The sequence below is a fragment of the Bradyrhizobium sp. AUGA SZCCT0177 genome (assembly GCF_018130125.1).
In the GTDB taxonomy this organism is placed as follows: domain Bacteria; phylum Pseudomonadota; class Alphaproteobacteria; order Rhizobiales; family Xanthobacteraceae; genus Bradyrhizobium.
Genome location: NZ_JAFCMA010000015.1, coordinates 148,045 through 174,555 on the forward strand (window position 1 = coordinate 148,045; position 26,511 = coordinate 174,555).

General features: G+C 63.3%; 21 protein-coding genes. 11 read left to right on the forward strand and 10 right to left on the reverse strand.

Annotation, left to right across the window (positions count from 1 at the left end):
* Window positions 1–149: 149 nt before the first annotated feature.
* Complete coding sequence (locus JQ597_RS19265) at window positions 150–584, forward strand: L,D-transpeptidase (RefSeq protein WP_212265797.1); 435 nt, start codon at window positions 150–152, stop codon at window positions 582–584.
* A gap of 41 nt (window positions 585–625) precedes the next feature.
* Here the strand turns inward: JQ597_RS19265 and JQ597_RS19270 are convergent, their stop codons facing one another.
* On the reverse strand, window positions 626–1,624 hold the full coding sequence (locus JQ597_RS19270; protein ID WP_212265798.1) for a Bug family tripartite tricarboxylate transporter substrate binding protein: 999 nt from the start codon (window positions 1,622–1,624) through the stop codon (window positions 626–628).
* Between the two features lie 137 nt (window positions 1,625–1,761).
* On the opposite strand from JQ597_RS19270, the gene JQ597_RS19275 reads away from it, so the two are divergent.
* The 5 genes from JQ597_RS19275 (at window position 1,762) to JQ597_RS19295 (ending at window position 10,364) form a co-directional block, all read left to right on the forward strand.
* Window positions 1,762–2,973 (forward strand): FAD-dependent monooxygenase, encoded by a 1,212-nt coding sequence (locus tag JQ597_RS19275; RefSeq protein WP_212265799.1) that lies wholly within the window; start codon window positions 1,762–1,764, stop codon window positions 2,971–2,973.
* Between the two features lie 306 nt (window positions 2,974–3,279).
* Window positions 3,280–4,455 (forward strand): ABC transporter substrate-binding protein, encoded by a 1,176-nt coding sequence (locus JQ597_RS19280; protein WP_212265800.1) that lies wholly within the window; start codon window positions 3,280–3,282, stop codon window positions 4,453–4,455.
* Window positions 4,456–4,538: 83 nt separating this feature from the next.
* Window positions 4,539–6,656: a methyl-accepting chemotaxis protein gene (locus JQ597_RS19285; RefSeq protein ID WP_249148013.1), complete on the forward strand. Its 2,118-nt coding sequence runs from the start codon at window positions 4,539–4,541 to the stop codon at window positions 6,654–6,656.
* 341 nt (window positions 6,657–6,997) lie between these two features.
* Complete coding sequence (locus JQ597_RS19290; protein WP_212265801.1) at window positions 6,998–9,217, forward strand: putative bifunctional diguanylate cyclase/phosphodiesterase; 2,220 nt, start codon at window positions 6,998–7,000, stop codon at window positions 9,215–9,217.
* A gap of 721 nt (window positions 9,218–9,938) precedes the next feature.
* The gene (locus JQ597_RS19295; protein WP_212265802.1) at window positions 9,939–10,364 is read left to right on the forward strand and encodes a hypothetical protein; all 426 of its coding nucleotides are present in this window, start codon (window positions 9,939–9,941) and stop codon (window positions 10,362–10,364) included.
* Between the two features lie 151 nt (window positions 10,365–10,515).
* Here JQ597_RS19295 and JQ597_RS19300 read toward each other — a convergent pair whose 3' ends face one another.
* The 4 genes from JQ597_RS19300 to lepA all read right to left on the reverse strand — a co-directional run bounded on the left by JQ597_RS19300 (window position 10,516) and on the right by lepA (window position 15,467).
* Complete coding sequence (locus JQ597_RS19300; RefSeq protein WP_212265803.1) at window positions 10,516–10,971, reverse strand: DUF1801 domain-containing protein; 456 nt, start codon at window positions 10,969–10,971, stop codon at window positions 10,516–10,518.
* 18 nt (window positions 10,972–10,989) lie between these two features.
* On the reverse strand, window positions 10,990–12,162 hold the full coding sequence (locus JQ597_RS19305) for an acyl-CoA dehydrogenase family protein (protein WP_212265804.1): 1,173 nt from the start codon (window positions 12,160–12,162) through the stop codon (window positions 10,990–10,992).
* 90 nt (window positions 12,163–12,252) lie between these two features.
* On the reverse strand, window positions 12,253–13,485 hold the full coding sequence (locus JQ597_RS19310) for an MFS transporter (protein ID WP_212265805.1): 1,233 nt from the start codon (window positions 13,483–13,485) through the stop codon (window positions 12,253–12,255).
* Between the two features lie 170 nt (window positions 13,486–13,655).
* The gene (gene lepA, locus JQ597_RS19315) at window positions 13,656–15,467 is read right to left on the reverse strand and encodes a translation elongation factor 4 (protein WP_212265806.1); all 1,812 of its coding nucleotides are present in this window, start codon (window positions 15,465–15,467) and stop codon (window positions 13,656–13,658) included.
* A 115-nt stretch (window positions 15,468–15,582) separates the two neighbouring features.
* Between lepA and JQ597_RS19320 the strand changes: the two genes are divergently transcribed.
* Window positions 15,583–17,187, forward strand: a complete 1,605-nt coding sequence (locus JQ597_RS19320) for a glycosyltransferase family 39 protein (protein ID WP_212265807.1) — start codon at window positions 15,583–15,585, stop codon at window positions 17,185–17,187.
* A gap of 43 nt (window positions 17,188–17,230) precedes the next feature.
* Window positions 17,231–18,028 (forward strand): SDR family NAD(P)-dependent oxidoreductase, encoded by a 798-nt coding sequence (locus JQ597_RS19325; protein WP_212265808.1) that lies wholly within the window; start codon window positions 17,231–17,233, stop codon window positions 18,026–18,028.
* An 88-nt stretch (window positions 18,029–18,116) separates the two neighbouring features.
* Here the strand turns inward: JQ597_RS19325 and JQ597_RS19330 are convergent, their stop codons facing one another.
* From JQ597_RS19330 to JQ597_RS19350, 5 genes are all read right to left on the reverse strand, one after another.
* Window positions 18,117–18,443, reverse strand: a complete 327-nt coding sequence (locus JQ597_RS19330) for an HPr family phosphocarrier protein (RefSeq protein WP_212265809.1) — start codon at window positions 18,441–18,443, stop codon at window positions 18,117–18,119.
* The gene (locus JQ597_RS19335) at window positions 18,440–18,841 is read right to left on the reverse strand and encodes a PTS sugar transporter subunit IIA (RefSeq protein WP_021076632.1); all 402 of its coding nucleotides are present in this window, start codon (window positions 18,839–18,841) and stop codon (window positions 18,440–18,442) included. The genes JQ597_RS19330 and JQ597_RS19335 overlap by 4 nt, the downstream gene beginning before the upstream one ends.
* A gap of 133 nt (window positions 18,842–18,974) precedes the next feature.
* Complete coding sequence (locus JQ597_RS19340; RefSeq protein WP_212265810.1) at window positions 18,975–19,496, reverse strand: HPr kinase/phosphorylase; 522 nt, start codon at window positions 19,494–19,496, stop codon at window positions 18,975–18,977.
* Complete coding sequence (locus tag JQ597_RS19345; RefSeq protein WP_212265811.1) at window positions 19,493–21,304, reverse strand: sensor histidine kinase; 1,812 nt, start codon at window positions 21,302–21,304, stop codon at window positions 19,493–19,495. The genes JQ597_RS19340 and JQ597_RS19345 overlap by 4 nt, the downstream gene beginning before the upstream one ends.
* Before the next feature lie 172 nt (window positions 21,305–21,476).
* Window positions 21,477–22,178: a response regulator transcription factor gene (locus JQ597_RS19350; RefSeq protein ID WP_016843287.1), complete on the reverse strand. Its 702-nt coding sequence runs from the start codon at window positions 22,176–22,178 to the stop codon at window positions 21,477–21,479.
* Between the two features lie 214 nt (window positions 22,179–22,392).
* Here JQ597_RS19350 and JQ597_RS19355 point away from each other — a divergent pair, with 214 nt between their 5' ends.
* From JQ597_RS19355 to JQ597_RS19365, 3 genes are all read left to right on the forward strand, one after another.
* Window positions 22,393–23,139: a HugZ family pyridoxamine 5'-phosphate oxidase gene (locus tag JQ597_RS19355; RefSeq protein WP_212265812.1), complete on the forward strand. Its 747-nt coding sequence runs from the start codon at window positions 22,393–22,395 to the stop codon at window positions 23,137–23,139.
* Between the two features lie 93 nt (window positions 23,140–23,232).
* On the forward strand, window positions 23,233–25,851 hold the full coding sequence (locus tag JQ597_RS19360) for a CHAT domain-containing tetratricopeptide repeat protein (protein WP_212265813.1): 2,619 nt from the start codon (window positions 23,233–23,235) through the stop codon (window positions 25,849–25,851).
* A gap of 287 nt (window positions 25,852–26,138) precedes the next feature.
* Window positions 26,139–26,511 (forward strand): phosphoenolpyruvate carboxykinase (ATP) (locus JQ597_RS19365; RefSeq protein ID WP_212265814.1); only part of this gene is annotated, 373 nt, incomplete at its 3' end.

Below are 26,511 nucleotides of genomic sequence, written 5' to 3' on the forward strand. Positions count from 1 at the left end.
GCTCGCGGCATTTCCACGCTATCCCGGTTGCCCCGGTTAAGATTAATTCGGACCCTTTGCGCCCGGCCGGGCCGCCGCTCTTTACAAAGGCGCGTTTCCAAAACACATCATGCCGCCATTAGAGAGTTTTCTGGGCGGCAGGGCTCATTATGAAATTTCGGTTGGGTATGCGGCTGTCATTTGCGGCCGCGATTTTCATGTCGGCATTGGCACTGAGCCCGGCACGCGCCGCTGTCGTGGTCCAGATCGATAAATCGTCCCAGCGCATGGCTGTCAGTATCGACGGCGCGACGCGGTACAGCTGGCCGGTCTCGACCGGCCGCAGCGGCTATGGCACGCCGAGCGGCGTATTCCGTCCGCAATCGATGCATCGAAGTTATTTCTCGCGCAAATATTACAATTCGCCGATGCCGCACGCGATCTTCTTCTATTACGGATTCGCCATCCACGGCACCACGGATATCAAGCGGCTCGGCGGCCGCGCCTCGCATGGCTGCATCAGGCTGCACCCGTCGCATGCGGCGGCGCTGTTCGCGCTGGTCCAGCGTAACGGCCAGCGCAATACGCGGATTCAAATCAACTAGGGCCGTGACCTGGGCCGCCAGCGCGCCACTCGTTTGATGTCTTATTGCAGCTGGATGTTGGCCGACTTGATCACCGCGGCCCATCGATCGACTTCCTCCCGCATGTATCTGGATGTCTTGTCGACGGATCCGCCGAAAATATCGGCGGACAGTTTCCGCAACTGCTCCTGTACTTCGGGTTGACGCAGTACCTCGTTCACATCGGCATTGATCTTGTCAGTGATGTTCTTCGGGGTGTCCGGCGGCGCCACGATGCCATACCAGGCGACCGCCTCGAAACCAGGCAGCGTTTCGGCGATCGTCGGCACGTCGGGCAGCGCCGGCAAGCGGGCGGGCGAGGCGACCGCCAGCAATTTCAGCTTGCCGGCCTGGACCAGCGGCAGCGAGACGCCGAGATTGTCGAACATCACGTCGACGTCGCCGGCGAGCAGGCCCTGCAATGCCGGCGCCGAACCGCGATAGGGAATATGGCGCAGTTTCACCCCGGTCATGAGTTGAAACAGTTCGGACGTCAGATGCGAGGTCGTGCCGTTGCCTTGCGTGGCGCAGGTAAGCTTGTCGGGATTGTTGCGCAGATATTCGATCAACTCGGTCACGCTCGACGCCTTGACCTTGTCCGGATTGACGATCAGCGCGTTTGGCACCTGCGCCATCACGATAACAGGCTCGAACCTGGTCGGATCGAAGCCGAGCTTCGGGTACAGGCTTTGGTTGATCACCAGCGGTGGCGGCGGTGACGAGAGCAGCGTGTAGCCGTCCGGCGCCGAACGATAGGCAGTTTCGGAGCCGATGTTTCCGGCCGCACCCGTTCGGTTCTCGATCACGACCGGCTGGCCCCATTTTCGTGACAGCCATTCCCCGACAATCCGGGGAACGGCGTCAGCGGTCCCTCCGGCGGGAAAGGGCACGACGATCTTGACAGTGCGATCCGGATAATCTCCGGCCAATGCCGGTGCGTGAACATGCGCGGATAAAGCCAGTAGCAATGGCAGCACCGCCAAATGCCGGCCGTTCGGGGCCAGAGCCATAAAGCCGTGCATTGAAATGCTCCCGCTGTCGCTTCTCTTCCGCCGGTCTGCGCTGCCGGCGATGGCGCTTGGTGTTTCCTGCAGGGAAGGATAGCCTGAACGGACAGGCTTCCGAAGCCTTTTCGGTTTCGGAGCCGAAGGATAATACGATGCAACGAAAACGGCTCAGGGTTGTCATCGTTGGCGGTGGAATCGGCGGGTTGTTCGCGGCGAACGCGCTGATCGCGCGCGGTTTCGATGTCTCAGTCTACGAGCAGGCGTCCGCGCTCGGTGAAATCGGGGCAGGCGTGTTTCTGACGCCAAACAGTGTTCGCCAGCTGCAACGGGTGGGCCTCGGGCCATCGGTGGAGAAGTTCGGCGCCAGGGTCGGCTCCGGTTCGCATTATTTCCGTCATGACGGAGCGCCCATAGCGCCGGTTCAGGTGACCGACTCTTCCGGCTGGAACGCGACATTCGGCATGCACCGCGCCGACATGGTCGAGCTGCTGGCGGCCGCGCTGCCTGAAGGTATCGTGCGCACCGGACACCGCGGCGTTGGCCTTGAGCAAACCGGCGACGTCGCGCGTGTATCGTTTGCCAATGGCGCAACTGTCGAAGGCGACATCGTCATCGCGGCGGATGGCATCCACTCCGATCTCCGCCACTACGCCGCGCCGCCGTCGCGCCCGGTGTTTCATGGATCCGTCGCCTATCGCGGCGTGCTTCCGCATCACCTCATTCCGCACTGGCCGTCCGATAGCTGGTTGATGTGGCTCGGCAAGGCGAAACACTTTCTCACCTTTCCGGTGCGATCAGGCGAACTCATCAACTATGTAGGCTTCGTGCCGGCCGACGCGGAGATGAAGGAATCGTGGTCGGCGCCGGGTGACCCTGACATGCTCCGCCGCGAATTCGAGGGCTGGGACCCGCGGATCGGGACGCTGCTCAGCCAGGTTCAAAAAACATTCCGCTGGGCTCTGTACGATCGCGAGCCGTTGCCGGCGTGGACCAAGGGTCGGCTGACGCTGCTCGGCGATGCCGCGCACCCGATGCTGCCGCATCTCGGGCAGGGCGCCAACCAGTCGATCGAGGACGGCATGGCGCTGGCGACCATTCTGGCGCGTGCCGAGCCCGTCAACGTTCCGGCGGCACTGCTGGCCTATGAGCGCCTGCGGCGCGAGCGGGTGGCGGCGGTTCAGCGCGGCGCGCGTGAGAACGGTATGCGCTACAACTCCTCCTACGCTGATCTCGGCGTACGCGACGCCGAGATAACGGCGCATGCGGCGTTTCGCAGACAGCTCTACGATCATGATGTCGTACCGGAGGCGGAAGCCGCAGCAACCGCGCTGACGCCAATCGCTGGCGCCTCACCGGCATCTTAACCCTTCGATAACCTTGCCGGTCACCGCAAGAATTTCGGACACTTGTCGCTGATCCGCGCAAGTGACGATTCTGCTTTGGGTATTTCCTGGGTAGCTGGTCGATCGCCTTGTGCGGCCATAGGTGCAACCCGGCCGTGAACCTCGCCTCGATTCAGCAACCGTACAAATACGCACCGGTCAAATCATTAATCTGTTCTGAAGCTATCGGGTGCACAATCGCAACGCAGTGTTGCTGTGTCGTCATGCCAGCGATGACCCGAGCCAGCAGATCCGTTCGACCATTACACCCGCCAAAGGACAATTCATATGCGAGCTACTCCGTTCAACGCCTTCCTTGCTGCGTCGGCTGTTCTCCTCGCGACGAGCATTCCCGCATCCGCCGAAAACGGCGTGTCGGCTGACAAGATCGTGTTTGGTCAAGCCGCGGCGCTTGACGGTCCGGCCTCGGCCTTGGGCCAGGGCATGAAGATCGGGCTGGAAGCTGCCTTCGCCGAGATCAACAAGGCCGGCGGCGTCAAGGGCCGCAAGCTCGAACTCAAGAGCGTCGACGACGGCTATGAGCCGACCAAGTCGATCGAAGCGGCCAAGAAGCTGCTGGAGGAAGATAAGGTGTTCGCGCTCGTCGGTGCGGTTGGCACCCCGACATCCGCCGCCACCCAGCCGATCGCAACGGCGGCAGGCGCGCCTTTCATCGGTGCCTTCACCGGCGCCGAATTCCTGCGCGAGCCGCACAAGCCGCTGGTGATGAATATTCGCGCCAGCTACTTCCAGGAAACCGAAGCCATGGTCGAACGGGTGACCAAGGACCTCGGCGCGACCAGGATCGCGATCATGTACCAGGACGACGCTTTCGGTCAGGCCGGCCTTGCCGGCGTCAAGAAGGCGCTCGAAAAGCGGCAGATGCAGCTTGCCGGCGAAGGCACCTTCGAACGCAACACGGTGGCCGTGAAAGCCGCGCTGCTGGCCATCAAGAAGGCCGAGCCCCAGGCCGTGATCATGATCAGCCCCTACAAGCCCGCGGCTGAGTTCATCAAGCTGGCCAAGCAGATCAAGCTCGACGCCACTTTCGTGAACATCTCCTTTGTCGGGTCCGATGCGCTTGCAAAGGAACTTGGCGCGGCCGGCACCGGCGTCGTGATCACGCAGGTCGTTCCGTTCCCGAAGGATGCGGCGATCCCGGTGGTCGGGCGCTACCATGCTTCACTCAAGGCCAGCGCGCCCGACGCGCAGCCCGGCTTCGTTTCGCTCGAGGGTTACCTCGTCGGCCGTGCGATTGCCGCCGCGCTCGAAAAGGTTGATGGCGACCTCACCCGCCAGGCCATGATCGACGCCGTGCAAAAAGCCGGCAGCCTCGATCTCGGCGGCTTCAAGCTCTCCTACAGCCCCACCAGCAACCGCGGCTCGAATGAAGTGTTCCTGACCGTGATCCAGGCGGACGGCAGCTTCAAGGCAGTCGAGCGGCTCGAGAAGACCGGATCGTAAGTTCAGAAAGCCGCGAGCACCGGGGTAACGCCCGGCTGCTCGCGGCACTATTTTATTTTGCCGTTGTTATTTGGAGTTTTGCGATGAACGCTGGCATGTCGTGGTATCGCCTCGGCCTTCGCGGTCGCTTGTTTATGGCCTTTGGCGTCGTCGCTGCGCTCACGGTGCTCGCAAGCGGCAGCGCGATCATCTCCTACGACAGCCTCGGGCGTTCGCTGGGCGCGATCTCCGAGAAGAGCCTGCCTGAGATCACGCGGGCCTCCGAGGTCGCCAGGGCCGCCGGCGACGTCGCCGCCGCGGCACCCCGTCTTCTCGCCGCGACCGATCAGGCCGAGCGCGATCACGCCTCCAAAGTTTTGACCGCCGCGCGGCAGGAGCTCAAGCAGAGCATCGGCGCGCTCGCTCCCGATGACGTTGCCAAAGTCAGCAAGACCGCCGATCGCATCCTGGTCAATCTCGACCGGCTGCTGCAATCCGTCACCGAGCGCCAGACCATTGCCGCCTCGCGCGACGGGCTGGTCGCGAGCCTGCGCAAATCGCATCAGAAGCTTGCCGAAAAACTGTCGCCGATGGCCGATGACGCCGGGTTCAGCCTGACGATGGGCCTGCAGACCGCGGCGGACAACAAGGATCTGGAAGTCGTTCAGAAGACGCTGTCGGCGCTGGCCGACAACGAACTGGCGTCGCTGCAGGCCATTCTGGAGTTGCGCGCGGAATCCAATTTGATACTGGGCATCCTGGTGGAGGCCGCCGACCTGCCGTCCGCCGACTTGCTGCCGCCGGTCAAGGACCGCTTCACGGCGACCGCAGGCCGCCTTGGCAAGGCAGCCGCGGCCTTCAAGAATCCCGAGGCGTCGAAACTGGTCGATGAGCTGGTCAAGACCGGCAAGGACGCCGGCAATATTTTCGAGCTCAAGCAACGCGAACTGGTGGCCGCGAAGGCCGGCGCCAATGTGGTGACGGAGAACCGCACGCTCGCCCAGGAGTTCGAGAAGGAAGTCGCCAGCTTGCGAAAGCGCAGCGAAGCGGGCGCTGCCACCGCGGTCCGTGAATCGGAGGCGGAGATCGGGCAGGGACGTATCATCCTGATCAGTCTTGCGCTCGTCAGCCTTTTAACGGCGCTGGTCATTGGCTGGTACTATGTCGGGCGCGGCGTCGTGCGCCGTCTGGTGCACCTGCAGAACAGCATGAAGTCGATTGCCGCGGGCGATCTGGCGACCAATATCGCGACCGGCGGCTCGGACGAAATCGCCGACATGGCGGGCGCGCTGCAGGTCTTCAAGGACAACATGCTGGAATCGAACCGGCTGCGCGCGGAACGTTCGGAAACCGAAAAGCACGCGCATGCCCAGCGAAGGGCGGAAATGCAAAAACTCGCGGCCGAGTTCGAGGCCGCGGTCGGCGAGATCGTGCAGACCGTATCCTCGGCCTCAACGGAGCTGGAAGCCTCGGCGACCAGTCTGAGCCGGACCGCCGAAGAGACGCAGCAGCTCTCCGGCAGGGTGGAGGCGGCGTCTGAGGAGGCCTCCTCAAACGTCAGATCGGTCGCCGCCGCGACGGAAGAAATGACCGCCTCGGTTGCCGAAATCAGCCGCCAGGTCCAGGAGTCGAACCGGATCGCCGGCGAAGCCGTCAATCAGGCTGAAATGACCGACGCCCGCATCAACGAGCTGTCGAAGGCAGCCTTGCGGATCGGCGACGTCGTCAACCTGATCACCACGATCGCCGAACAGACCAATCTCCTGGCGCTGAACGCCACCATCGAGGCGGCGCGCGCGGGCGATTCGGGACGGGGCTTTGCGGTGGTCGCCCAGGAAGTGAAGGCGCTCGCCGCGCAGACCGCCGGGGCCACCAAGGAAATCAGCTGCCAGATTGCCGGGATGCAGGTGGCGACCCAGGAATCGGTCGTGGCGATCAAGCAGATCGGCGCCACCATTGGCCGGATCTCGCAAATCGCGGCGACGATCTCGACCTCGGTGGAGCAGCAAGGCGGCGCCACGCAGGAGATCGCGCGCAATGTCGAGCAGGCTGCAGTGGGCACTTCCGATGTCGCCACCAACATTGTCGATGTGAACCAGGGTGCCCGCCGGACCGGCTCCGCTTCGGCGCAGGTTCTTTCCTCGGCTCAGTCGCTGTCCGGCGAAAGCAACCGCCTCCGGCTGGAAGTCGGCAAATTCCTCGACACGGTGCGCGCCGCCTGAGCGTTTTAGACGGCTTGCACTGTGCGACGATCAGCTCCGGCTTAACGCTTCAATAACCTTGTCGACCATTGGCGCATATTGATGCGCCAGCGCGAGATTTCGCGCATTCCGTGTGCAATCCGAATGCGTGTCGCGTGTTCTTCGTGCGCTGGCTGAGATTCTGCGTGTGCATTTGCGTTTGGTCTCGCGCGCCTGTTGCAGCAACACACGCATAGCGTGAACCAGCCTTTTTAGCGGGCACCAGGGAGCCGGGCACGGGGCGCTTCGAATCGGCAAGAGATACCATTTTTTCAGACACTTATCGGAGAACATTGCACGCAGAAGGCGGGTGAGGCGCAGCAATGCCGAAGATAAGGCCAAAGACAATCAAGAAACCAAAGCGGACCTCGATTGCTCGCCTTTTCGGTCGACCGGTAAAACCCAGCCCAAAGCTTTCAGGTAATCGCCGCCATGGCCCCGCCGAGCGCAGCGAAATCGTGCGCACGCGCGCCGAGGCGGAGGCTGCGATTGCGGACGCGCGTAAATCGCATGAACGGCTGCGCGAAGCGATCGACATCCTGCCCCAGGGCATCGTGTTTCTCGACGCCGAAGGCCGCTACATTCTCTGGAACAAGAAATATGCGGAGATCTACACCCGCAGCGCGGATCTGTTCAGGCCGGGTGCGCGGCTGGAGGACACCATCCGCGTCGGCGTCGAGCGCGGCGATTATCCGGAAGCGATTGGCCGCGAGGAGGAATGGCTCACCGAGCGTCTGACCAGGCTTCACCAGCCCGGCGATCGTCACGAGCAGACGCTGGCCGATGGCCGCGTGATCCTGATCGACGAGCGGCTCACCGAAGACGGCGGCGTCATCGGTCTGCGCGTCGATATTACCGAGCTGAAACAGCGCGAGGCGTCGTTCCGCCTGCTGTTCGACAGCAACCCGGTGCCGATGATCGTTTGTTCGCTGGATGGCGAGCGCATTCTCGGCGTCAACGACGCCGCGCTCCAGCACTATGGCTATAGCCGCTCCGAGTTCGAGCGACTGACGATCCGGAGCCTGCAGGCGTTCGATCCGGAATTGCCGTGGGCGGGCGATCGCAGCAGTGACGAACAGGCGGCACGGACCTGGAAGCATGTCAGGGCCGACGGCGCGCTGATCGATCTGGCGATCTATTCGCGCCAGTTGGTTTACGGCGACCAGCCAGCCGTGCTGCTGGCGTTGATGGACATCACCGAACGCAAACGTGCCGAAGCGCGGCTTGCCTTCATGGCCCAGCACGACGGCCTGACCGGATTGCCGAACCGTACCCTGCTGCGTCAGCAGATGGACGACCTCCTGCTGCATACGCGGCGCAGCGCCGAGAAGGTGGCGGTGCTGGTGCTCGGCCTCGACAATTTCAAGGCGGTCAACGATACGCTCGGCCATGGCATCGGCGACAAGTTGCTGCGCGGCGTCGCCAAGCGCCTGCGATCGACGCTGCGCGAGGAAGACGTGCTGGCGCGCCTCAACTCCGACGAGTTCGCGATCGTCCAGAGTGGGGTGACGCGCCCCGAAGACGCCGTGCTGCTGGCCAGGCGCCTGCTGGAGGCGATCGGCGACCCCTATCTGCTCGACGGCCATTCGGTGGTGATCGGCGCCAGCATTGGCATCGCGATGTCGCCGAGCGACGGCGACGAGTCCGAGAGATTGCTGAAGAACGCCGACATGGCGCTGTCGCGCGCCAAGAACGAGTTCCGTGGCACGTTCAGCTTCTTCGAAGCCGAAATGGACGCCCGCGCCCAGTCCCGCCGCAAGATCGAGATCGAGCTGCGCCACGCGATCGAGAACGATTTGCTGCGGCCGCATTATCAGCCGCTGGTCGACCTTTCGACCGGTCGCGTCACCGGTTTCGAGGCGCTGGTGCGCTGGCCGCATCCCGAACGCGGCATGGTCTCGCCCGGCGAGTTCATCCCCGTTGCCGAAGAGACCGGCCTGATCAACGCCGTCGGCGGCTTGATGCTGCGCCGCGCCTGCATGGATGCGGCGCAATGGCCCGACGACGTCCGCGTCGCGGTCAACCTGTCGCCGCTGCAGTTCCGCGTCGGCAATCTGCTGTCGATGGTGATGGAAACGTTGAAACAAACCGGTCTGGCGGCGACGCGGCTCGAACTCGAGATCACCGAGACGCTGGTGCTGGAAAAGAGCAGCCAGGTGCTGGCGACGCTGCATGCGCTGCGCTCGCTCGGCGTCCGCATCTCGATGGACGATTTCGGCACCGGCTATTCCAGCCTGAGTTATCTCCGCAGCTTTCCGTTCGACAAGATCAAGATCGACCAGTCGTTCGTGCGCGATCTCGGCTCCAACCGCGACGCGCAGGCGATCGTGCGTTCGATCATCAGCCTCGGCAAGGGCCTCGGCGTCACCATCACCGCCGAAGGCGTCGAGACCGAAGCCGAACTGAGCTGCCTGCGCAACGAAGGCTGCCACGAAGGCCAGGGTTTTCTGTTCAGTCGCGCCCGCCCCAATGCCGAGATCATCAGCCTGCTGAAGGCGCAGCGCGGCGAGGCCCCTGGGGAGGATGCCGCGCTGGTGGCGTGAGGGACGCGCCATCCACGCGAACGGTCGGCTCCCTCGCACTGCGACAAATTAACCCGACGGGCAAAATTCCGCTTTCCTCGTCGGGCAAATCAGCGGTTTGAATTGTCGCGTCCCGCCCGACAAGAGGGGCGTTGCGCACGTCACGAACGCGCGGCGGGATGCGGTGGACGCTGGTTCACGCCTGACGATGGGCGTGGACTTGGCGTACGGCAAAACCGTGTGGTCCTGGCGCCCGTTGCCGGCGTCAAGCTGTCGGAGAAGCGCAAGCGGAAACGATAGCGACGGAGTCAACCAAGAACTCGTCTCCGGGGAGATCACGGCATAAGCCGTAAAGCCATTGCGCAGGGAAGGCCGGGTGTTCACCGCTGCCCTGTATGCTCGTGTGCAGCTTTCTTAGCACAGATCGCACACGAGACCGCGGGTGCAGCGCGCACCCGGTCTTCCCTGCGCCCTCTCATGATGAAAGGGCGGGAGGTTTCTGGCAAAGCTCGGGCGCAATGCGCCGCGAGATTGCGAAGTCACATCTGCTCTTTGAAATTTGAATCAGAACTCACCCGCCGCTTGGGATGGGCAAGGCAAAAATGCCCCACCACTGTCATTGCGAGCGAAGCGAACCAATCCATGGCTCCGCAGCTAAGGTATGGATTGCTTCGTTCTTGGCAACAGTGGGATACACGGGGTACGGCGAACCAACTCTCAATCCGTGGGCAGCGGGAAGATTATGCGTGTAGAATTCTACGGACTGAGGCTCGACCTTCCAGCAGCTTGGGCGGATGTAACTGAAGGCCTTCCAGGTGGGTCGCCCCCCAGCTTGGCTCGACCTACGGGCGCGGGTGCGATTCAATTTTCAATCGCCAAATACCGTAGCGGTGAAGAACCTAACGTGACAACCGATAGCTTGCGGGCACTTCTTGAGGAATTTTGCCAACGTAACGACATGCCACGCGGCACTATGGTGGATTGCGAAGGAAAATTGATCTCAGTTGAGGCGTCGGCTGTCACGAATGGTGAATTGATTCGTGCGAGATATTTCTCGAATGGAAGGGATATCGTTCTGGGAACTTATGTTTGCTCTGATGTTGATAATTATGAAATGAAAGAGGATTTGAGAGATTACGAAAGAATTATGAATTCCGTAGATTTCTAAAACTCGTTTCATTTCTTGGAAGTTTAGCTTCGGCAATTCGACCTGACGTAGGGAATAGGAGCGCCGATCTGGCTGTCGCGTACGAACGCGCTGTTCGGATTGTACAGCCCGATGGATTGCTTCGCTTCGCTCGCAATGACGGTAGAGGGAGCTACTTGCTCGAAGCGCCCTTCCGTTTCCCCAAATGATACGTCAGCGCCAGCGCCACGCAGTGGCGCAACTCGGCTTCGGGCACCTTGTCATCCGCGCCAAGAAGGATGGCCCGGTTTCCTTCGTAGCGCAGCTCCGGATAAAGCTCGCGAAACGTCTCGATCAGATTGGTCTGGCAATGGAAGTAAACCGCGTACTGGCCGGCCTCAGCCTTGACCTGATCGATCCGGATCGTGCTGCCGCTTTTGGTCTCCGGCGTGAGATAACTCGGCTGCCCCCATTTCAGCGTCTCTTCCAGCGCGCCGACGCCCTTGGTGGCTTTTGCGGTGTCGAAGATCAGCCGCCGCAGCGCCAGCAATTTTTCCCTCACCGGCTTGGGGTAAGCGTCGAAGACGGCGTCGACGGCGGAAGCCGGGTTTTTCGTAGGCTGCTTTTTCGTCGCGCTCTTTCCAGCCATTCTAGTTGCCGCTCCCCATCAGCGTGCCGTCGGCGGCGTGTCGAGATTGGCGAACAGTATAGCCTTGCCGGCATCCTCGTAATGGGTGTCGCGGGCCTGGATCTGCTGGGCGATGGCGTGCATGTCGCGAAACCGCCGTTCGAACTTGTTGGCGCTGAAGACGGCGGTGGCGCCGGCCATGTGATAGGCGGTGTCGACCACGGAGGCCGATTGATGGATGGTCCAGGTCGCGGCGATCCGCAGCGCGATGCGGTGCTGCTCGGTGAGGGCGTCGCCGCGCGCCAGGTCGCGCCAGACCTCGGCCGCGGTGGTGTAGAGATAGGCGCGCGCGGCGCGCAAGGTCGCCTCGGTGCGCCCGATCAGGCCCTGCACGGCGTTGTTGTCGCGCATCGCCTTGAGGCCTTGCGGCGTCTTGCCGCGCGCCAGGTCGGTGGCGGCATCGAGCGTCGCGCGCGCGACGCCGAGCGAGGTCGCGGCAAAGCCCATGCTGAACACCATGTTGGTGGAGAGCTTGTAGAGCGGGCCGTTTTCGCGGAGCGCCGCAGGGTCGTCGCGCAGCGCCGCGAATTTGTCCGGGATGAAGAGATTATCGACCGAATAGGAGTCGGTGCCGGTGCCGCGCAGACCGATGACGTCCCAGACGTCGTACATCGTGGCATCCGCCACCGGAAACAGGATGGTGCGGATCTCCGGCGAACCATCCGCCTTGTGGCGCGGACTGCCGTCGGCCTCGACGATCCGGACATGGGCGCCGAGCCAGCTCGCCTGCCGGGAGCCGCTGGCAAAATCCCAGCGCGCGCTGGCCTTGTAGCCGCCGGGCACGGCCTGCACTTCATGCTTGATCGCGCCCCAGGCAAGGATGCCGGGCGCGACGTTGAAAATCTCGCTGGCGGCATCGGCATCGAGATAGGCGGCGGTCATGGCGCAGACGCTGCATTGGCCGAGGCACCAGGCGGTGGAGGCATCGGCCTTGGCGATTTCCTCCTGCATCTGCATGAAGATCTCGAGCGGCAATTCGGCGCCGCCGAGGCTCTGCGGCAGCAACGAACGATAAAGCCCGTTCTCGATCAGGGCGGCGGTCACATCCGGCGTCAGCCGCCGCGTTCGCTCGATTTCGTCGGCGTCGCGCGCGATCAATGGCTGCAGCATGCGCGCGCGCTCGACGAGGTCGAGGCCGGGGTGCTTGTTCATGCGCTTCCTCGCATTGTCTTGTTTTGTTTGCGCGAGGGGCGATGGTGGCCCATCCGCCGCCCCCGATCAAGGCGGCGGAGAATACGCATCTCAGGCTGCGGCGCGTCCGAGATCGAGCGACGGCTGCGATGGCCGCTTCGCCGACGGGAAACTCAGCGCCACCGCGACCGCGGTAATGCCGATCGCGAAGGAGCCGACATAGAGCCAGTTGTAGGCGTGGAAAGTGTCGAACACCCATCCGCCGGCCAATGGCCCCAGCGCCATGCCGAGGCTGGCAAAGGCGGAGACCGCGCCGAACACCGTGCCCATGATACGCGCGCCGAAATATTCGCGCACCAGCACCGCATAGAGCGGCATCACGCCGCCATAGGCGAGCCCGAAAATGACGGAGAGCGCATAGAACTCGCCGAGCTGGCCGACCGCGAGATACGTCGCGACCGACATCGCCTGCACGAACAGCCCGCCGACCAGCACCGGCTTGGCGCCGAGGCGGTCGGCCATGACGCCCAGCAGCAGCCGCCCGCCGAGGCCGGAGAATCCGGCAAGGCTGTAAACGGTGACGGCGGTCAGCGGCGCGATGCCGCAGATCATCGCGTAGCTCACCATGTGGAAGATCGGTCCCGAATGCGCCGCGCAGCAGGCGAAATGTGCCAGCGCCAGCGTGATGAATTGCGGGGTGCGCAACGCCTGCCCGACGGACCACTGCACTTCCGGCGCGTCCGTCCCGCCGCTCGCAGGTGGTGCGGCTTCCGGCGCCGGACGCACCAGGAACGATGCCGGGATCAACAGTGCCCAGGATGCGATGCCGATCACCAGCATCGCCGTGCGCCAGTCATAGGTCGTGATCAAGTAGCTTGCGAATGGTGCGATCGTCAGCGGCGACACGCCCATGCCGGCCGACACCAGCGCCACCGCAAGGCTGCGGCGATGTTCAATCCAGGCGCTCGCGACCGCGACCATCGGCGCATAGAAACTCCCCGCCGCAATCCCGATCAGTACGCCGAAGAAAAACTGGAATTGCCAGAGACCTGTGGCCTGGCTCGCACCGACGAGACCGATGCCCAGCAGCACCGCGCCGGCCAAAACCACGATGCGGGTTCCGAACCGGTCGGACAATGCGCCCCAGAAGAACGCCGCAAATCCCATGGCAAGGAAATCGATCGTCGCCGCCGCCGAGACGCCGCTGACCGACCAGCCCGTATCCGTCGCAATCGGCTGCAGGAACACCGCCAGCGACAGCATCGTGCCGAAGCCGACACAGGTCATCAGCGCGCCTGCACCGACGACGATCCAGCCATAAGAGAAACCGGCGGGCTTGCTCATGCGTTTCCTCGCGCTTGTAATATTTTTTGTGTGCGCGGGACGATGGTGACCTATCCGCCGCGGCAGAGCAAGGCGGCGGATGAATGGCCGGTCACAGGTTTTCGCAACTCACCGCCAGGGTCGGGCGGCGCAAGTCGTTGAGCCAGCGGGCAAAGTGCGCGAAGCGCGCCTCAGCTATCCACCTTCAGCGCGGCAATGAAGGCTTCCTGCGGGATGTCGACCTTGCCGAACTGCCGCATCTTCTTCTTGCCTTCCTTCTGCTTCTCCAGAAGCTTGCGCTTGCGCGTGATGTCGCCGCCGTAGCATTTCGCGGTGACGTCCTTGCGCAGCGCGCGGACGGTTTCGCGGGCGATCACCTTGCCGCCGATCGCAGCCTGGATCGGAATCACGAACATGTGCGGCGGGATCAGTTCCTTCATCCGCTCGACCATGGCGCGGCCGCGGCCTTCGGCGCGGGTGCGATGCACCAGCATCGACAAGGCGTCCACCGGCTCGAGGTTGACGAGGATCTGCATCTTGACGAGATCCGCGGGCTTGTAGTCGGTCAGATGGTAATCGAACGAGGCGTAGCCCTTCGAGACCGATTTGAGCCGGTCGTAGAAATCGAACACGACCTCGTTGAGCGGCAGATCATACTTCACCATCGCGCGCGAGCCGACATACGTCAGCTCCTTCTGCGAACCACGGCGGTCCTGGCAAAGCTTCAGCACGCTGCCGAGATATTCGTCCGGCGTCAGGATGGTGGCTTCGATCCATGGCTCCTGGATCTCGGCGATCTTGACCACGTCGGGCATGTCGACGGGATTGTGGATTTCGATCTCCTGACCGTCAGTCAGGTGCATCTTGTAGATCACGCTCGGCGCGGTCGCGATCAGGTTGAGATCGAATTCGCGCGACAGCCGCTCCTGGATGATCTCCAAATGCAACAGCCCGAGGAAGCCGCAGCGGAAGCCGAAGCCGAGCGCCGCCGACGTCTCCATCTCGAACGAGAAGCTTGCATCGTTGAGGCGCAGTTTGCCCATCGCCGCGCGCAACGTTTCGAAGTCGTCGGCATCGACCGGGAACAGGCCGCAGAACACCACGGGTATCGCGGGCTTGAAGCCCGGCAACATGTCGGTGATCGGCTTGCGGTCGTCGGTGATGGTATCGCCGACGCGGGTGTCGGCGACTTCCTTGATCGCGGCGGTGATGAAACCGATCTCGCCGGGGCCGAGTTCGTCGATCTGCGTCATCTTCGGCGTGAAGAAGCCGACGCGCTCGACGTCATAGGCGGCGTTGGTGCCCATCATTCGGATGCGGCTGCCCTTCTTCATCACGCCATCGACGACGCGAATGAGAACGACGACGCCGAGATAGACGTCGTACCAGCTATCGACCAGAAGCGCCTTCAGCGTCGCGTTGCGGTCGCCCTTCGGCGGCGGCAGGCGGGTGACGATGGCTTCCAGCACGTCGGGAATGCCAAGCCCGGTCTTGGCCGAGATCATCACCGCGTCAGCGGCGCTGATGCCGATTACGTCCTCGATCTGCTGCCTGACCTTTTCGGGTTCGGCCGCAGGCAGGTCGACCTTGTTGAGGACCGGCACGATCTCATGACCCGCGTCGAGCGCGTGGTAGACGTTGGCGAGCGTCTGCGCCTCGACGCCCTGGCTGGCGTCGACCACCAGCAGCGATCCTTCACAGGCCGCCAGCGAGCGCGAGACTTCGTAGGCGAAGTCGACATGGCCCGGCGTGTCCATCAGGTTGAAGATGTAATCCTTGCCGTCCTTGGCGCGGTAGTTCAGCCGGACGGTCTGCGCCTTGATGGTGATGCCGCGCTCGCGCTCGATATCCATGGAATCGAGCACCTGCTCCTTGCCCGCCATTTCGCGATCGGTCAGCCCGCCGGTGGTCTGGATCAGGCGGTCGGCCAGCGTCGATTTGCCATGGTCGATATGGGCGACGATGGAGAAGTTGCGGATGTTGGAAATCGGGGCAGTTGTCATGGGGCGCGGGATAGCATTCACATCCCCGTGCGGCAACCATATTGCTGTATTTTAAGGGGCATTCTTCACGCCAAGCTGATTCCACGCGCGCCAAAAACGCGCTACGCACTCCTCCATGTCGACTGCATCAATTTTACCCGCCGCCGCGCGTTCCCGGCGCAGATTGTCCGTCCGGCGGCTGGCGGCATGGCTGGCCTCATGCGCCAGCGACCCCAAGGGCGCTTTGTGGCTGGTGAGCGGCTTTGCCGTGGTCCATGCCGCGCTCTGGACGCTGATCCTGGTCAATCTGAAGACCGGCCAGGACATCCATATGGACGTCGCCGAGGCGTTCGGCTGGGGCCAGAAGTTCCTGTTCGGCTATGGCAAGCATCCGCCGCTGTCGGGATGGGTGGCGGGCGCCTGGTTCAGGCTGTTTCCGGTCACCGATTGGGCGACCTATGCGCTGGCGATGGCGACGCTGGGCCTGGGGCTCGTGATCTGCTGGCTGCTGGCGCTGCGCGTGGTCGATCACCGCCGCGCCTTCCTCGTCGTGGTGATGCTCGCGCTCTATCCGATCTTCAACTTCAAGGGCTTCAAGTACAATCCGGACCTGCTGCAGCTGGTGACGCTGCCGCTTCTGGTGCTGGCCTATCTCGACGCATTCGAGAAGCGCAGCGTGAAATCCGGATGGTTGCTTGGGATCGCCGGCGCGCTGGCGCTGATGACCAAATACTGGGCGCTGACCATGATCGGCGCCATCGGCCTCGCCGCGCTGATCCACCCGCAGCGCCTGCAATTCCTGCGCTCGCCGGCGCCGTGGGTGGCCATCTTCGTGCTCGTCGTGGCGATGGTCCCGCACTTCCTCTGGCTCCGGGACGTGAATTTCGTCCCGTTCACCTATGCCGGCGAGATCTATTCGATCAGCGACCGCCGCATGATCGACAACCTCGCGCTCGGTTATGTCGGCCATAATCTGGCGCTGCTGGCGTTGCCGGTGGTGCTGGCGGGAGTAGCGCTGGCGTGGCCGTCGCGCTGGCGCAAGCCGTCTTTTGCGTTCTGGTCGCGCGGCGCGAATGCCAGCGTAAACACCACGCAGGCGCTCAATGTCTGGCTGATCCAGGCGGTGGTCGCGATCGGGCCGCCGCTCGGCGCGGTGCTGTTCCAGATCTACATCAAGACCGATTGGGGCATCCCGCTGTTCTTCCTGGTGCCGCTGGCGTTGATCGCGATCCCGGCGCTGCGGGTGCGGCAGTTGGCGCTGCTTCGGCTGACCGCGACCTGGCTGGTGCTGTCGGTAGCGGTGTTGATCGCATCGCCGCAGATCGCTGCCTATGATGCCGGCCAGCATCGCAACGAGGGGGCAAGCTACCGGGCGCGCTCCGAACTCGCCCGCGAACTGACGGAAGTCTGGCACCGGCGGTTTTTCTCAGCCTTGCCGGTGGTTGCGGCCTATAGCGATATCGGCCACCCCGTTACATTCTACAGCGCCGATCATCCGGCGGTCCTGACGCCGTACGAGCCGTGGTCGTCCGGGCTGACCTCGCTCGAAGAGGCCAAGCGATCCGGCTTTATCGGGATCTGCGAAACCGGCGACTGGAAGCTGGAAAAATGCGAGGCATGGATGAATGCCCATGCTGCCAATGGCGAGCGTATGGTGGTCACCACGCGCAGGTTTTTCTCAGGGGGGCCGGGCCCCGCCACGATCTGGAACGTGATTGTGGTGCCGCCGGAAAAGAAATAGGCGGCGAACAAGAAGATTTGGGCAAGAAAATTTGAGGGAACGCATGAATCTCGATTTGACTGGAAAGACCGCGCTCGTCACCGGCTCGACGCGCGGCATCGGTCTCGCAACCGCCATCGGGCTCGCGCGGATGGGTGCGGAAGTCATCGTCAATGGCCGCGAGCAAGCTGCTGTCACTGAAGCAATGACAAAAGTCCGGCAGGCAGCGCCTGCCGCCGAGGTGCACTCGGCGGCGGTCGATCTCGGAGGCGCCGAAGGCTGCGCCGCGCTTACAGCGCAATTTCCCGAAGTCGACATCCTCGTCAACAATCTCGGCATCTACGAGCCGAAAGGATTCTTCGATATCGAGGATCCCGACTGGACCAGGATGTTCGAAGTCAACGTGATGAGCGGCGTGCGGCTCACCCGGCATTATCTGAAGCGGATGCTGGACAACAAGGATTGGGGCCGCGTCGTGTTCGTCTCCAGCGAATCCGGCGTCTTCATTCCCAAGGAGATGGTTCACTACGGCTTCTCCAAGGCCGCCCAGCTCGTGGTGGCGCGCGGCGCCGCCGAACTCACCAAGGGGACCAACGTGACCGTCAATTCGGTCATGCCGGGGCCGACCTGGGTCGAGATGGCGCCGGTGCGGCTGGCCGCGCGTGCCAAGGGCATGGGAACGACCGTCGACGACCTCGTGGCGCGTACCTTCAGCGAACGGCGGCCGGCCTCGCTGTTGCAGCGCTATGCCGAGCCCGAGGAGATCGCCAATCTGATCTGCTACGTCTGCTCGAAGGCCTCCAGCGCCACCAACGGCGCCGCGCTGCGCGCCGACGGCGGCATCGTCACCAATCCGTTTTGAGATGGCGATGATCTGGATGGGTGGTGGGCACGGCGCAGCTGCGCCTTTGCCCACCCTACCAGAGCGCAGCGCTACGAGCGTCTAGCGCTCAAACGCCTTCTTCGTTGAACTTGTCGGCGACGAGACCCGCGATCGCATCCACCGCGGCCTGCGCCTCGGGGCCGGTGGCGGAAACCGTCACTGTCGTGCCGGGGCCTGCGGCCAGCATCATCAATCCCATGATCGAGGTGCCGCCGACGGTCTCGTTGCCGCGCGTCACCCAGACCTCGGCGTTGAAACGCTCGACCATCTGGACGAATTTGGCCGACGCGCGCGCGTGCAGTCCGCGTTTGTTGATGATGAGAAGTTCGCGGGAAATGGCGCCGGCCGGCACGCTCGGCCCGACGTCGTTTCCGGGCGCGGCCTCGTCGCTCATTTGCCGGCGAGCACGCGGCTGGCGATGGTGACGTATTTGCGACCGGCTTCCTGGGCCATCGCGATGGCGTCCGGAAGCGAGCGCTCTTCGCGCACCTTGGCAAGCTTCACCAGCATGGGAAGGTTGATACCTGCGAGTACTTCCACCTTGGGGCGGCTCATACAGGAGATCGCCAGGTTGGAGGGTGTGCCACCGAACATGTCGGTAAGGATAGCAACCCCATCGCCACTGTCGACGCGATTCACCGCTTCGATAATGTCGCTTCGACACAAATCGGAGTCGTCCTCGGCTCCGATCGTAATCGCTTCAATTTGTTTCTGCGGACCCATGACATGTTCGAGCGCCGCCCTGAACTCGTCGGCAAGGCGCCCATGGGTCACAAGCACTAGACCAATCATCGGAAACTCCTCGCGGGTGCTTTTGGTGCACCGCACGAACGCGCCACTTTGACCATCCAGAGGCCCCGCGCAAGAGGGCATCTTGGCTATTCTCCCGGAAATCGGTGGCAAGAGAGGGGAGCCTGCGCCGGTCTTATTCGGTCGCGATAGTGGGGCTTATATGGTTACCAAACCCCTTCACACAATCGGCCGTATTATTACCGGAAGGTGAACTTTCAGTTGTCGTCAGCGCGGCGACAACCAGCGGAAGGGGCTGAAAGCCGGTTCCGACAGGGATTCTTGGTATCAAAACACCATTAAGGCTGACTACAAGGGCTTCGGGCGGTGGCAGCCGTTCCGCGTCGTCAGCCGCGAGATCGACAACCAGACCGACTACCGCCTCGCTGACGCAATCACAGCTACGAATCCCGAGGCCCCGGATTTCGATCAGGCCGGCCAACTCAGCCGCCGGGCGGACCCACAATTCTCCGGCCAGTGTGTCGAGATGGACACGGTCATCGCCCACCAAAATGGCCGGTGGAACCTGGCCGGTACGGCCGGCCAGAATCAGGTCGAAGGCCAGCCGTGACTTGCCGGAACCCGACGGCCCGCGGATCAGGACGGCGCGGTCGCCAACCAGCACGGCGGAGGCGTGCACGCTGGCATTCTCGGTCATGGCGTCGGCAGCCTGACCACGAAGCGCGCGCCCGATACCGTCGGGTTGCCGTCGGCGTCGGCCGGACCGGCGCGGTTTTCCGCCCAGATACGCCCGCCATGGGCCTCGATGATCTGCTTGGAGATCGACAGCCCGAGGCCGGAATTCTGGCCAAAACCCTGATGCGGCCGGTCGGTGTAAAAGCGCTCGAAGATGCGCTCGAGCGCATCCTCGCCGATGCCCGGGCCGTCGTCATCGACCACGATTTCGACTTCCGAACGGACGCGGCGGCAGACGATGCGCACCTTGCCGCCGGCGTGGGAGAACGATTGAGCGTTCGACAGGAGGTTGGAGATGACCTGGCCGAGCCGCGAATCATGGCCGGGCACCGAGAAGGTATCGGTCGGGGTGCGGCCCTCGAAGCGCGCCTCGACGGAGACGTCGTGGCCGAGCTTGGTTTCATTGGCGACCGAGGTCAGCGTCGTCAGCAAGCGCCTGAAATCGACCGGCGCCATATCCTGCCGCTGCAGTTCGGCATCGAGGCGGCTGGCGTCGGAAATGTCTGATATCAGCCGGTCGAGCCGCCTGACGTCGTGTTCGATGACGGCGAGCAGGCGCGCGCGGCTGTTTTCATTGCGCGCCAGCGGCAGCGTTTCCACCGCCGAGCGCAGCGAGGTCAGCGGGTTCTTCAGTTCATGGGCGACGTCGGCGGCAAACATCTCGATTGCCTCGATGCGGCTATAGAGCGCGTTGGTCATGTCGCGCAGCGCGCCGGAAAGATGGCCGATCTCGTCGCGGCGGCGGGTGAAGTCGGGAATTTCGACACGGGTCTGGATGCGGCGGCGAACGCGCTCGGCGCCGTCGGCCAGTCGCCGCACCGGACCTGCGATCGTGCTCGCCAGCAGCAGCGACAATACGATCATGACGGCGGAGGCGACGCCGCCGATTTTCAGGATCGCCCAGCGCTCGGCGCCTACCATCTGGTCGATGTCGTCGCCCTGGGTCGTGAGCATCAGCGCGCCACGCACCGCGCGGAAGTGCTGCACCGGCACGGCGACCGACACGATGACCGCGCCGCGCTCATTGACGCGGACCATGCTGCTCTTCTGACCGCCCAGCGATTGCGCGACTTCCTGATAGCCTTTGCCGCCCTCGGGGCCGAGTTCGCGATAGATCGGCAGATCGCCGCGATTGAACCAGGTGCGGATCGCGGTCAGCGTCCGCTCCGCAATATTGGGCTTGTCGGCCGACGGTGGCGGCAATTCGAACCGCAGCACGTCGCCGCGGGCAAACAGATTGCGGCTGTCCAGGATAAGCCCGCCTTCGCGGTCAAAAATACGTGCGCGCGTCTTGGTCGGCGCGATCAGGCGGCGCAACACCGGCGCGACGCGCTCCGGGTTGATCGGAAAGTCGGAATACTCGTCCGGTATGCCATAGCTTTCCCCGGGCTTCAGATCGAGCAGGCGGTCGGGATCGACGGTGATGGTGCCGCCCTCGACGGTGGCCGAGGTCGCGATCGCTTCGGAGATGATCTCGGCATACACCAGCAAGCTCTGCGCGCGCGCCTCGATCAGGCCGGCGCGGAATTGCGACAGATAGAGGATGCTCGCCACCAGCGCGACGAGGCCCGCCAGATTGAGCGAGACGATACGGCGGGTGAGACTGGAGAAAGAGAGTGCAAAGAAGAATTGTCCGGCGCGACGCAACCAGCCCAGCGGCCGCCGCCAGCCCTGGCTCTGCGCCTTGTCGTCGGCAACGTAATCCCGATCGAGGGACGCAGATGCATCCTCGTTGTTCCGGCCCCGATCAGGCTGCGTTCGATCTAGCAATGGCTAAAACTGCCGGTTGTCTCGACTGTCCCTGCAAGCGCTGCTCGCGCGCTCAATCCTACCCCAGACGCGCCAAGGCGTCAGTTAACGAGCCGCTCGAGCATGATCCGGAAAAGTGGACACCGGTTTTCCGAAAAGATCATGCTCAAACAAAAAAGACCAGAAGTGCAGATCAGGCTTCCTTGAAGCGATAGCCGACGCCGTAGAGCGTCTCGATCATCTCGAAATCGTCGTCCACCACCTTGAACTTCTTGCGCAGCCGCTTGATGTGGCTGTCGATGGTGCGGTCGTCGACATAAACCTGATCGTCATAGGCCGCGTCCATCAGCGCGTTGCGGCTTTTCACCACACCGGGCCGCGTCGCCAACGCCTGCAGGATCAGGAACTCGGTCACGGTCAGCGTCACCGGCTCGTTCTTCCAGGTGCAGGTGTGACGCTCCGGATCCATTCGCAGCAGGCCGCGGTCGAGTGCACGTGCATCCGGCTCCTTCGGTGCGGCGGTCGGATCCTTGGGCTGTCCCCGGCGCAGCACGGCCTTGACGCGCTCGACCAGCAGGCGCTGGGAGAACGGCTTGCGGATGAAATCGTCGGCGCCCATCTTGAGGCCGAACAATTCGTCGATCTCTTCATCCTTGGAGGTGAGGAAGATGACCGGCAGATCGGACTTCTGCCGCAGCCGCCGCAGCGTCTCCATGCCGTCCATGCGCGGCATCTTGATGTCGAGGATCGCAAGGTCCGGCGGCGAGGTGCGGAAACCATCGAGCGCCGACGCACCATCCGTATAGGTCATGATGCGATAGCCTTCGGCTTCGAGCGCGATCGAGACGGAAGTGAGAATGTTGCGGTCGTCATCGACCAAGGCGATTGTGGGCATGAGCCTGCTTTCGAAAGAGAAGTGGCTTAAACGGCGGGCAATCCAGCCATGCGCCGTATAAATGGGCTTCGTATTCGGTCTACGAGCAATGCAAGCTGGGCTGAAGTGTGACCGAGTTCCGCAAAAACATTCCGCGGACGATGCGTAGCACCCATATAGCACCCTCAAGGCCTGAGCAAAGGGCCTTTTTGCAGTAAAATGGCTGGAAAAACCCATGCAACCGACGGCTGATTTTAACCCTTCCAAACTGGCCCGCTCGCTGCTGCGGCGCAGCCGGCAGGGCGCGTTGGGAACCCTGATGGCCGGCAGCGGCGATCCCTATTGCTCGCTGGTCAATATCGCCTGTCATTTTGACGCCTCGCCGATCCTGCTGATCTCTCGGCTGGCGCTGCACACCAGGAATATCCTGGCCGATAACAGGGTCTCGCTGATGCTGGACGAGCGCGCCGCGGGCGACCCGCTGGAGGGCGCCCGGATCATGCTGGCGGGGCGGGCCGAGGAGGCCGCGGGCGACCAGGCTGAGATCCTGCGCCGGCGCTACCTCAACGCCCATCCATCCGCGGAAGTCTTTGTAGACTTTAAGGATTTTTCGTTCTTCCGGATCGCACCCATAGGCGCCCATCTGGTCGCCGGCTTTGGCCGCATCATCGACCTGACACCCCAGCAGTTCCTGACCGATATCAGCGATGCGGAGGGGCTGCTGGAGGCCGAGCAGGGCGCCGTGGAACACATGAACGAGGACCACCGCGAGGCGATGAACCTCTACGCCACGCGCCTGCTCGGGGCCGACAGCGCCGACTGGGCCTGCACCGGCTGCGACCCCGATGGCATGGACATGCAGGCAGGCTCCGCCACGCTGCGGCTGGATTTCCCGGAACGGGTCACCAACGGGACTGCCCTGCGCAAGATGCTGGTCCGGTTGGCGGGCGAGGCGCGGGCCCAAGAGCCCGCCAAGCCCTAGGCAGCCACGCGAAAGCGGAATTTGAACGGCGGCGGCTATTCGCGCGACCTAATCGACGCCCGCGTCGAGATGGCCAAAGGTCAAGTCCGCATCATGAATTCCCGCAATCGATTGGTATTTTCGCTGTGCCTCGCGCTGCTGGCGACAACTTGCCTCAGTGCGCCGTCCTCGGCGCAAAAGAGCGAGACCGCGGCGGTCAGCGCCAAAATCAACGAGCTCAGCCGCGCCGGAAAATATGCCGAAGCTGTTGCGCTGGCGCAGGGGCAGGTCGAATCCCTGGAAAAGAAATACGGCCCTGCGCATCGCGACGTCGGAGCCGCGCTGAACAATCTGGCGCAGCTCTATGGCAGTCAGGGCCGGGACGCTGAAGCGGAGCCGCTGTCCAGGCGGGCCATTGCGATCCTGGAGAAGACGGCTGGCGCCGAGTCGCCGGAGATCGCCGCCGCGCTAAACAATCTCGCCGCGCTCTATCAGCGCCAGGAGCGCTACGCCGAAGCTGAGCCGCTGTTCAAGCGGGCACTGGCGATCCGCGAGCGGTCGCTGGGATCCGGGCATCCCGACGTCGCGCAGTCCCTGAACAATCTCGGCACCCATTACGAGAAGCAGGGCCGCCACGACGACTCCAAGCCGTTGTTCCGGCGCGCGCTGGCGATCTATGAGAAAGCGGCGGGTCCGGAGCATCCGGCGGTCGCGACGCTTCTGAACAATCTGGGTCAGGTCGAGAAGGTCGAGGGCCACTTTGCCAAAGCGGAGCCGCTGATCAAGCGCTCGCTGGCGATCCGCGAGAAAGTACTCGGCCCCGATCATCCCGACGTGGCGCGTTCGCTCAACAATCTGGCGGAGCTTTACGATGGGCCGACAGACCGTGTCCGTGATGCCGAGCGGCTGTTCGAGCGGGCGTTGGCGATCCGTGAACGCGCGGTCGGCCCCGATCATCCGGATACCGCCAGATCCATGAACAATCTGGCGCTGTTCCAAGCAAATACAGGTTACCCGGAAAAGGCGTTGCCGCTGGCGCTGCGGCTGATCGCGAGCGGGCGCGGGGAGCTCCGCGCCGTTCTTCCCGTGCTCGCGGACGCGGAGCGCAACAAACTGATACCGACCGACCAAGCGCTGGATGCGATGCTCAATGCGATCCAGCGCGGCACCCAGTCGTCGGCGGCGTCGGCCGTCAACAAGCTGGCGGTGCGGCTCGCCGCCGGCAACGACCGGCTCGCCGAACTGGTTCGCCGGGATCAGGATCTCGCCGCGGAAACGGAAGCGCTGGACAGGGCTCTGGTGGCGGCGGTCTCGAAAGAGCGATCGAAGCGAGACCTTGCTGCCGAGCAGCGGACCAAGGCCAGGCTTGCCGCCATTTCGACCGAACGCTCGTCGTTGCAAAAGACCTTGTCTGCGGAATTTCCCGATTACGCCGCGCTGTCGAATCCACTGCCAATGACGGTGAAGGAGATTCAGTCGCTGTTATCGGGCGATGAGGCGATGGTGCTGCTCACGGTCACGGTAAAGGACAGCTACGTCATTGCGATCACGCGCGAGGGATTTGACTGGTCCCCGATCGGGCGTGGCTCGGAAGGGCTGCATGAGTTGGTCGCCGATTTCCGCCGTGGACTGGATATCGCCAATGCCGGCGATTCGTCGGGAAAATCCACGCTGTTCAATCTCGAATCCGCCCATTGGCTGTACAACCACCTGCTGGGCCGCGTCGAGTCACGGCTGAAGGACAAGCGCAGCCTTCTGATTGTTCCCACGGGCGCGTTGACGGCGCTGCCGTTTCATTTGCTGGTGACGGAGAAGCCGCCGGCCGCGATCCCGGAAAAACTCGACGGTTATCGCGATGCCGCCTGGCTGCTCAAGCGTCACGCGGTGTCGGTGTTGCCGTCGGTCGCAAGCCTGAAGGCGCTGCGGGCGATTGCCCGCAAGGATCAAACCACCAAACCGATGACCGGTTTCGGCGATCCGCTGTTCAATCCGTTGCAGGATAGCACTGGCGACAAGCGCGGCGCAGCCAAGCCGGCGGCGATCAAGTCCGCGGCGCGCGGCGTCACCAACGTCGCCTATACCGACTTCTGGCAAGGCGCCGGGGTCGATCGCGCGCGGCTCTCTCGCGTGCTGTCGCAACTGCCTGATACCGCCGACGAGCTCAATGCGGTCGCAAAGGATCTCGGCGTTTCCGAGAGCGATATTCATCTCGGCGAGAACGCCAGCGAAACCACGGTCAAGCGCGCCCGGCTCGCCGATTACAGCATCGTCTATTTCGCGACCCACGGTCTCGTCGCCGGGGACGTGAAGGGGATCGCCGAGCCCTCGCTGGTGCTCAGTATTCCGAAGCAGCCGTCCGAACTCGACGACGGCCTGCTCACGTCGAGCGAAGTGGCGCAGCTGAAACTCAACGCCGATTGGGTGGTGCTATCAGCCTGCAACACGATCGCCGGCGACAAGCCCGGCGCCGAAGCGCTGTCGGGATTGGCGCGATCGTTCTTCTATGCCGGCGCGCGTGCATTGCTGGTGTCGCACTGGGCGGTGGATTCAGCGGCCGCGACGCGGCTGACGACATCGACCTTCGATCGCCTCAAGGCTGACCCGAAGCTTGGCCGGGCCGAGGCGCTGCGCCAGTCGATGCTGGCCTACCTCAACGATACTTCGTCGCCCCGAAATGCCTATCCGGCATTCTGGGCGCCGTTTGCGCTGATCGGCGAGGGTGCGCCGCGCTGAGCTTTACCGTGGATTGTGCGGCGCAAACCAAATGGTAGCGCTATCGCGCGGCTGATGGTCGCGTGTTGAGCGCTGCAAAACGCCCCGCGCCGCAACAAGTGTTTGATCCAGATCAAAGCCTTGGCTGGAATAAACCAAAATGCGCGGGATCGGCTTGGCAAGCACGGCGTTGCCAAGTATTAGGTCGCCGGACCGGAGCCGGAAGGCTATATTCAGTGGTCACCGCGACAGAAGCGCGTTTAGCGGCATTCGCGCGATCGAGATACGCGGGTTCGAGGAGGTTCTTCGTGCAAGAGACGGGTCTACGTAACGGTGCCTTTGGCGCCGATAAATTTGGCTTAAAGAAACTCAAAGAGGTGCATTGGAACCTCGGAGCGCCGCAGCTCTACCAATATTCGCTGTCATCCGGCGAAGCCGTGCTGTCCGCCGATGGCGCACTGTGCGCCGACACTGGCGAGTTCACCGGCCGCAGCCCGAAGGACAAGTTCACGGTGCGTGACACCTCCACCGAGAAGATGTGGTGGGCCGGCAACCAGTCGATCACGTCGGAGCAGTTCGACGCGCTCTATGCTGATTTCCTGAAGCACGCCGAAGGCATGACGCTGTTCGCGCAGGACCTCCATGGCGGCGCCGATCCGAGCTTTCAGATCAAGACCCGCG

Coding starts and splice junctions, on each gene's coding strand:
- JQ597_RS19300 (WP_212265803.1), bottom strand. CDS start 10,971: ATGGCTGGAAAGAGCGCGACGAAAAAGCAGCCTACGAAAAACCCGGCT.
- JQ597_RS19340 (WP_212265810.1), bottom strand. CDS start 19,496: ATGACCGAGAATGCCAGCGTGCACGCCTCCGCCGTGCTGGTTGGCGAC.
- JQ597_RS19295 (WP_212265802.1), top strand. CDS start 9,939: ATGCGTGTAGAATTCTACGGACTGAGGCTCGACCTTCCAGCAGCTTGG.
- JQ597_RS19285 (WP_249148013.1), top strand. CDS start 4,539: ATGAACGCTGGCATGTCGTGGTATCGCCTCGGCCTTCGCGGTCGCTTG.
- JQ597_RS19360 (WP_212265813.1), top strand. CDS start 23,233: ATGAATTCCCGCAATCGATTGGTATTTTCGCTGTGCCTCGCGCTGCTG.
- JQ597_RS19290 (WP_212265801.1), top strand. CDS start 6,998: ATGCCGAAGATAAGGCCAAAGACAATCAAGAAACCAAAGCGGACCTCG.
- JQ597_RS19355 (WP_212265812.1), top strand. CDS start 22,393: ATGCAACCGACGGCTGATTTTAACCCTTCCAAACTGGCCCGCTCGCTG.
- JQ597_RS19325 (WP_212265808.1), top strand. CDS start 17,231: ATGAATCTCGATTTGACTGGAAAGACCGCGCTCGTCACCGGCTCGACG.
- JQ597_RS19350 (WP_016843287.1), bottom strand. CDS start 22,178: ATGCCCACAATCGCCTTGGTCGATGACGACCGCAACATTCTCACTTCC.
- JQ597_RS19310 (WP_212265805.1), bottom strand. CDS start 13,485: ATGAGCAAGCCCGCCGGTTTCTCTTATGGCTGGATCGTCGTCGGTGCA.
- JQ597_RS19305 (WP_212265804.1), bottom strand. CDS start 12,162: ATGAACAAGCACCCCGGCCTCGACCTCGTCGAGCGCGCGCGCATGCTG.
- JQ597_RS19280 (WP_212265800.1), top strand. CDS start 3,280: ATGCGAGCTACTCCGTTCAACGCCTTCCTTGCTGCGTCGGCTGTTCTC.
- JQ597_RS19330 (WP_212265809.1), bottom strand. CDS start 18,443: ATGAGCGACGAGGCCGCGCCCGGAAACGACGTCGGGCCGAGCGTGCCG.
- JQ597_RS19270 (WP_212265798.1), bottom strand. CDS start 1,624: ATGCACGGCTTTATGGCTCTGGCCCCGAACGGCCGGCATTTGGCGGTG.
- JQ597_RS19320 (WP_212265807.1), top strand. CDS start 15,583: ATGTCGACTGCATCAATTTTACCCGCCGCCGCGCGTTCCCGGCGCAGA.
- JQ597_RS19335 (WP_021076632.1), bottom strand. CDS start 18,841: ATGATTGGTCTAGTGCTTGTGACCCATGGGCGCCTTGCCGACGAGTTC.
- JQ597_RS19275 (WP_212265799.1), top strand. CDS start 1,762: ATGCAACGAAAACGGCTCAGGGTTGTCATCGTTGGCGGTGGAATCGGC.
- lepA (WP_212265806.1), bottom strand. CDS start 15,467: ATGACAACTGCCCCGATTTCCAACATCCGCAACTTCTCCATCGTCGCC.
- JQ597_RS19265 (WP_212265797.1), top strand. CDS start 150: ATGAAATTTCGGTTGGGTATGCGGCTGTCATTTGCGGCCGCGATTTTC.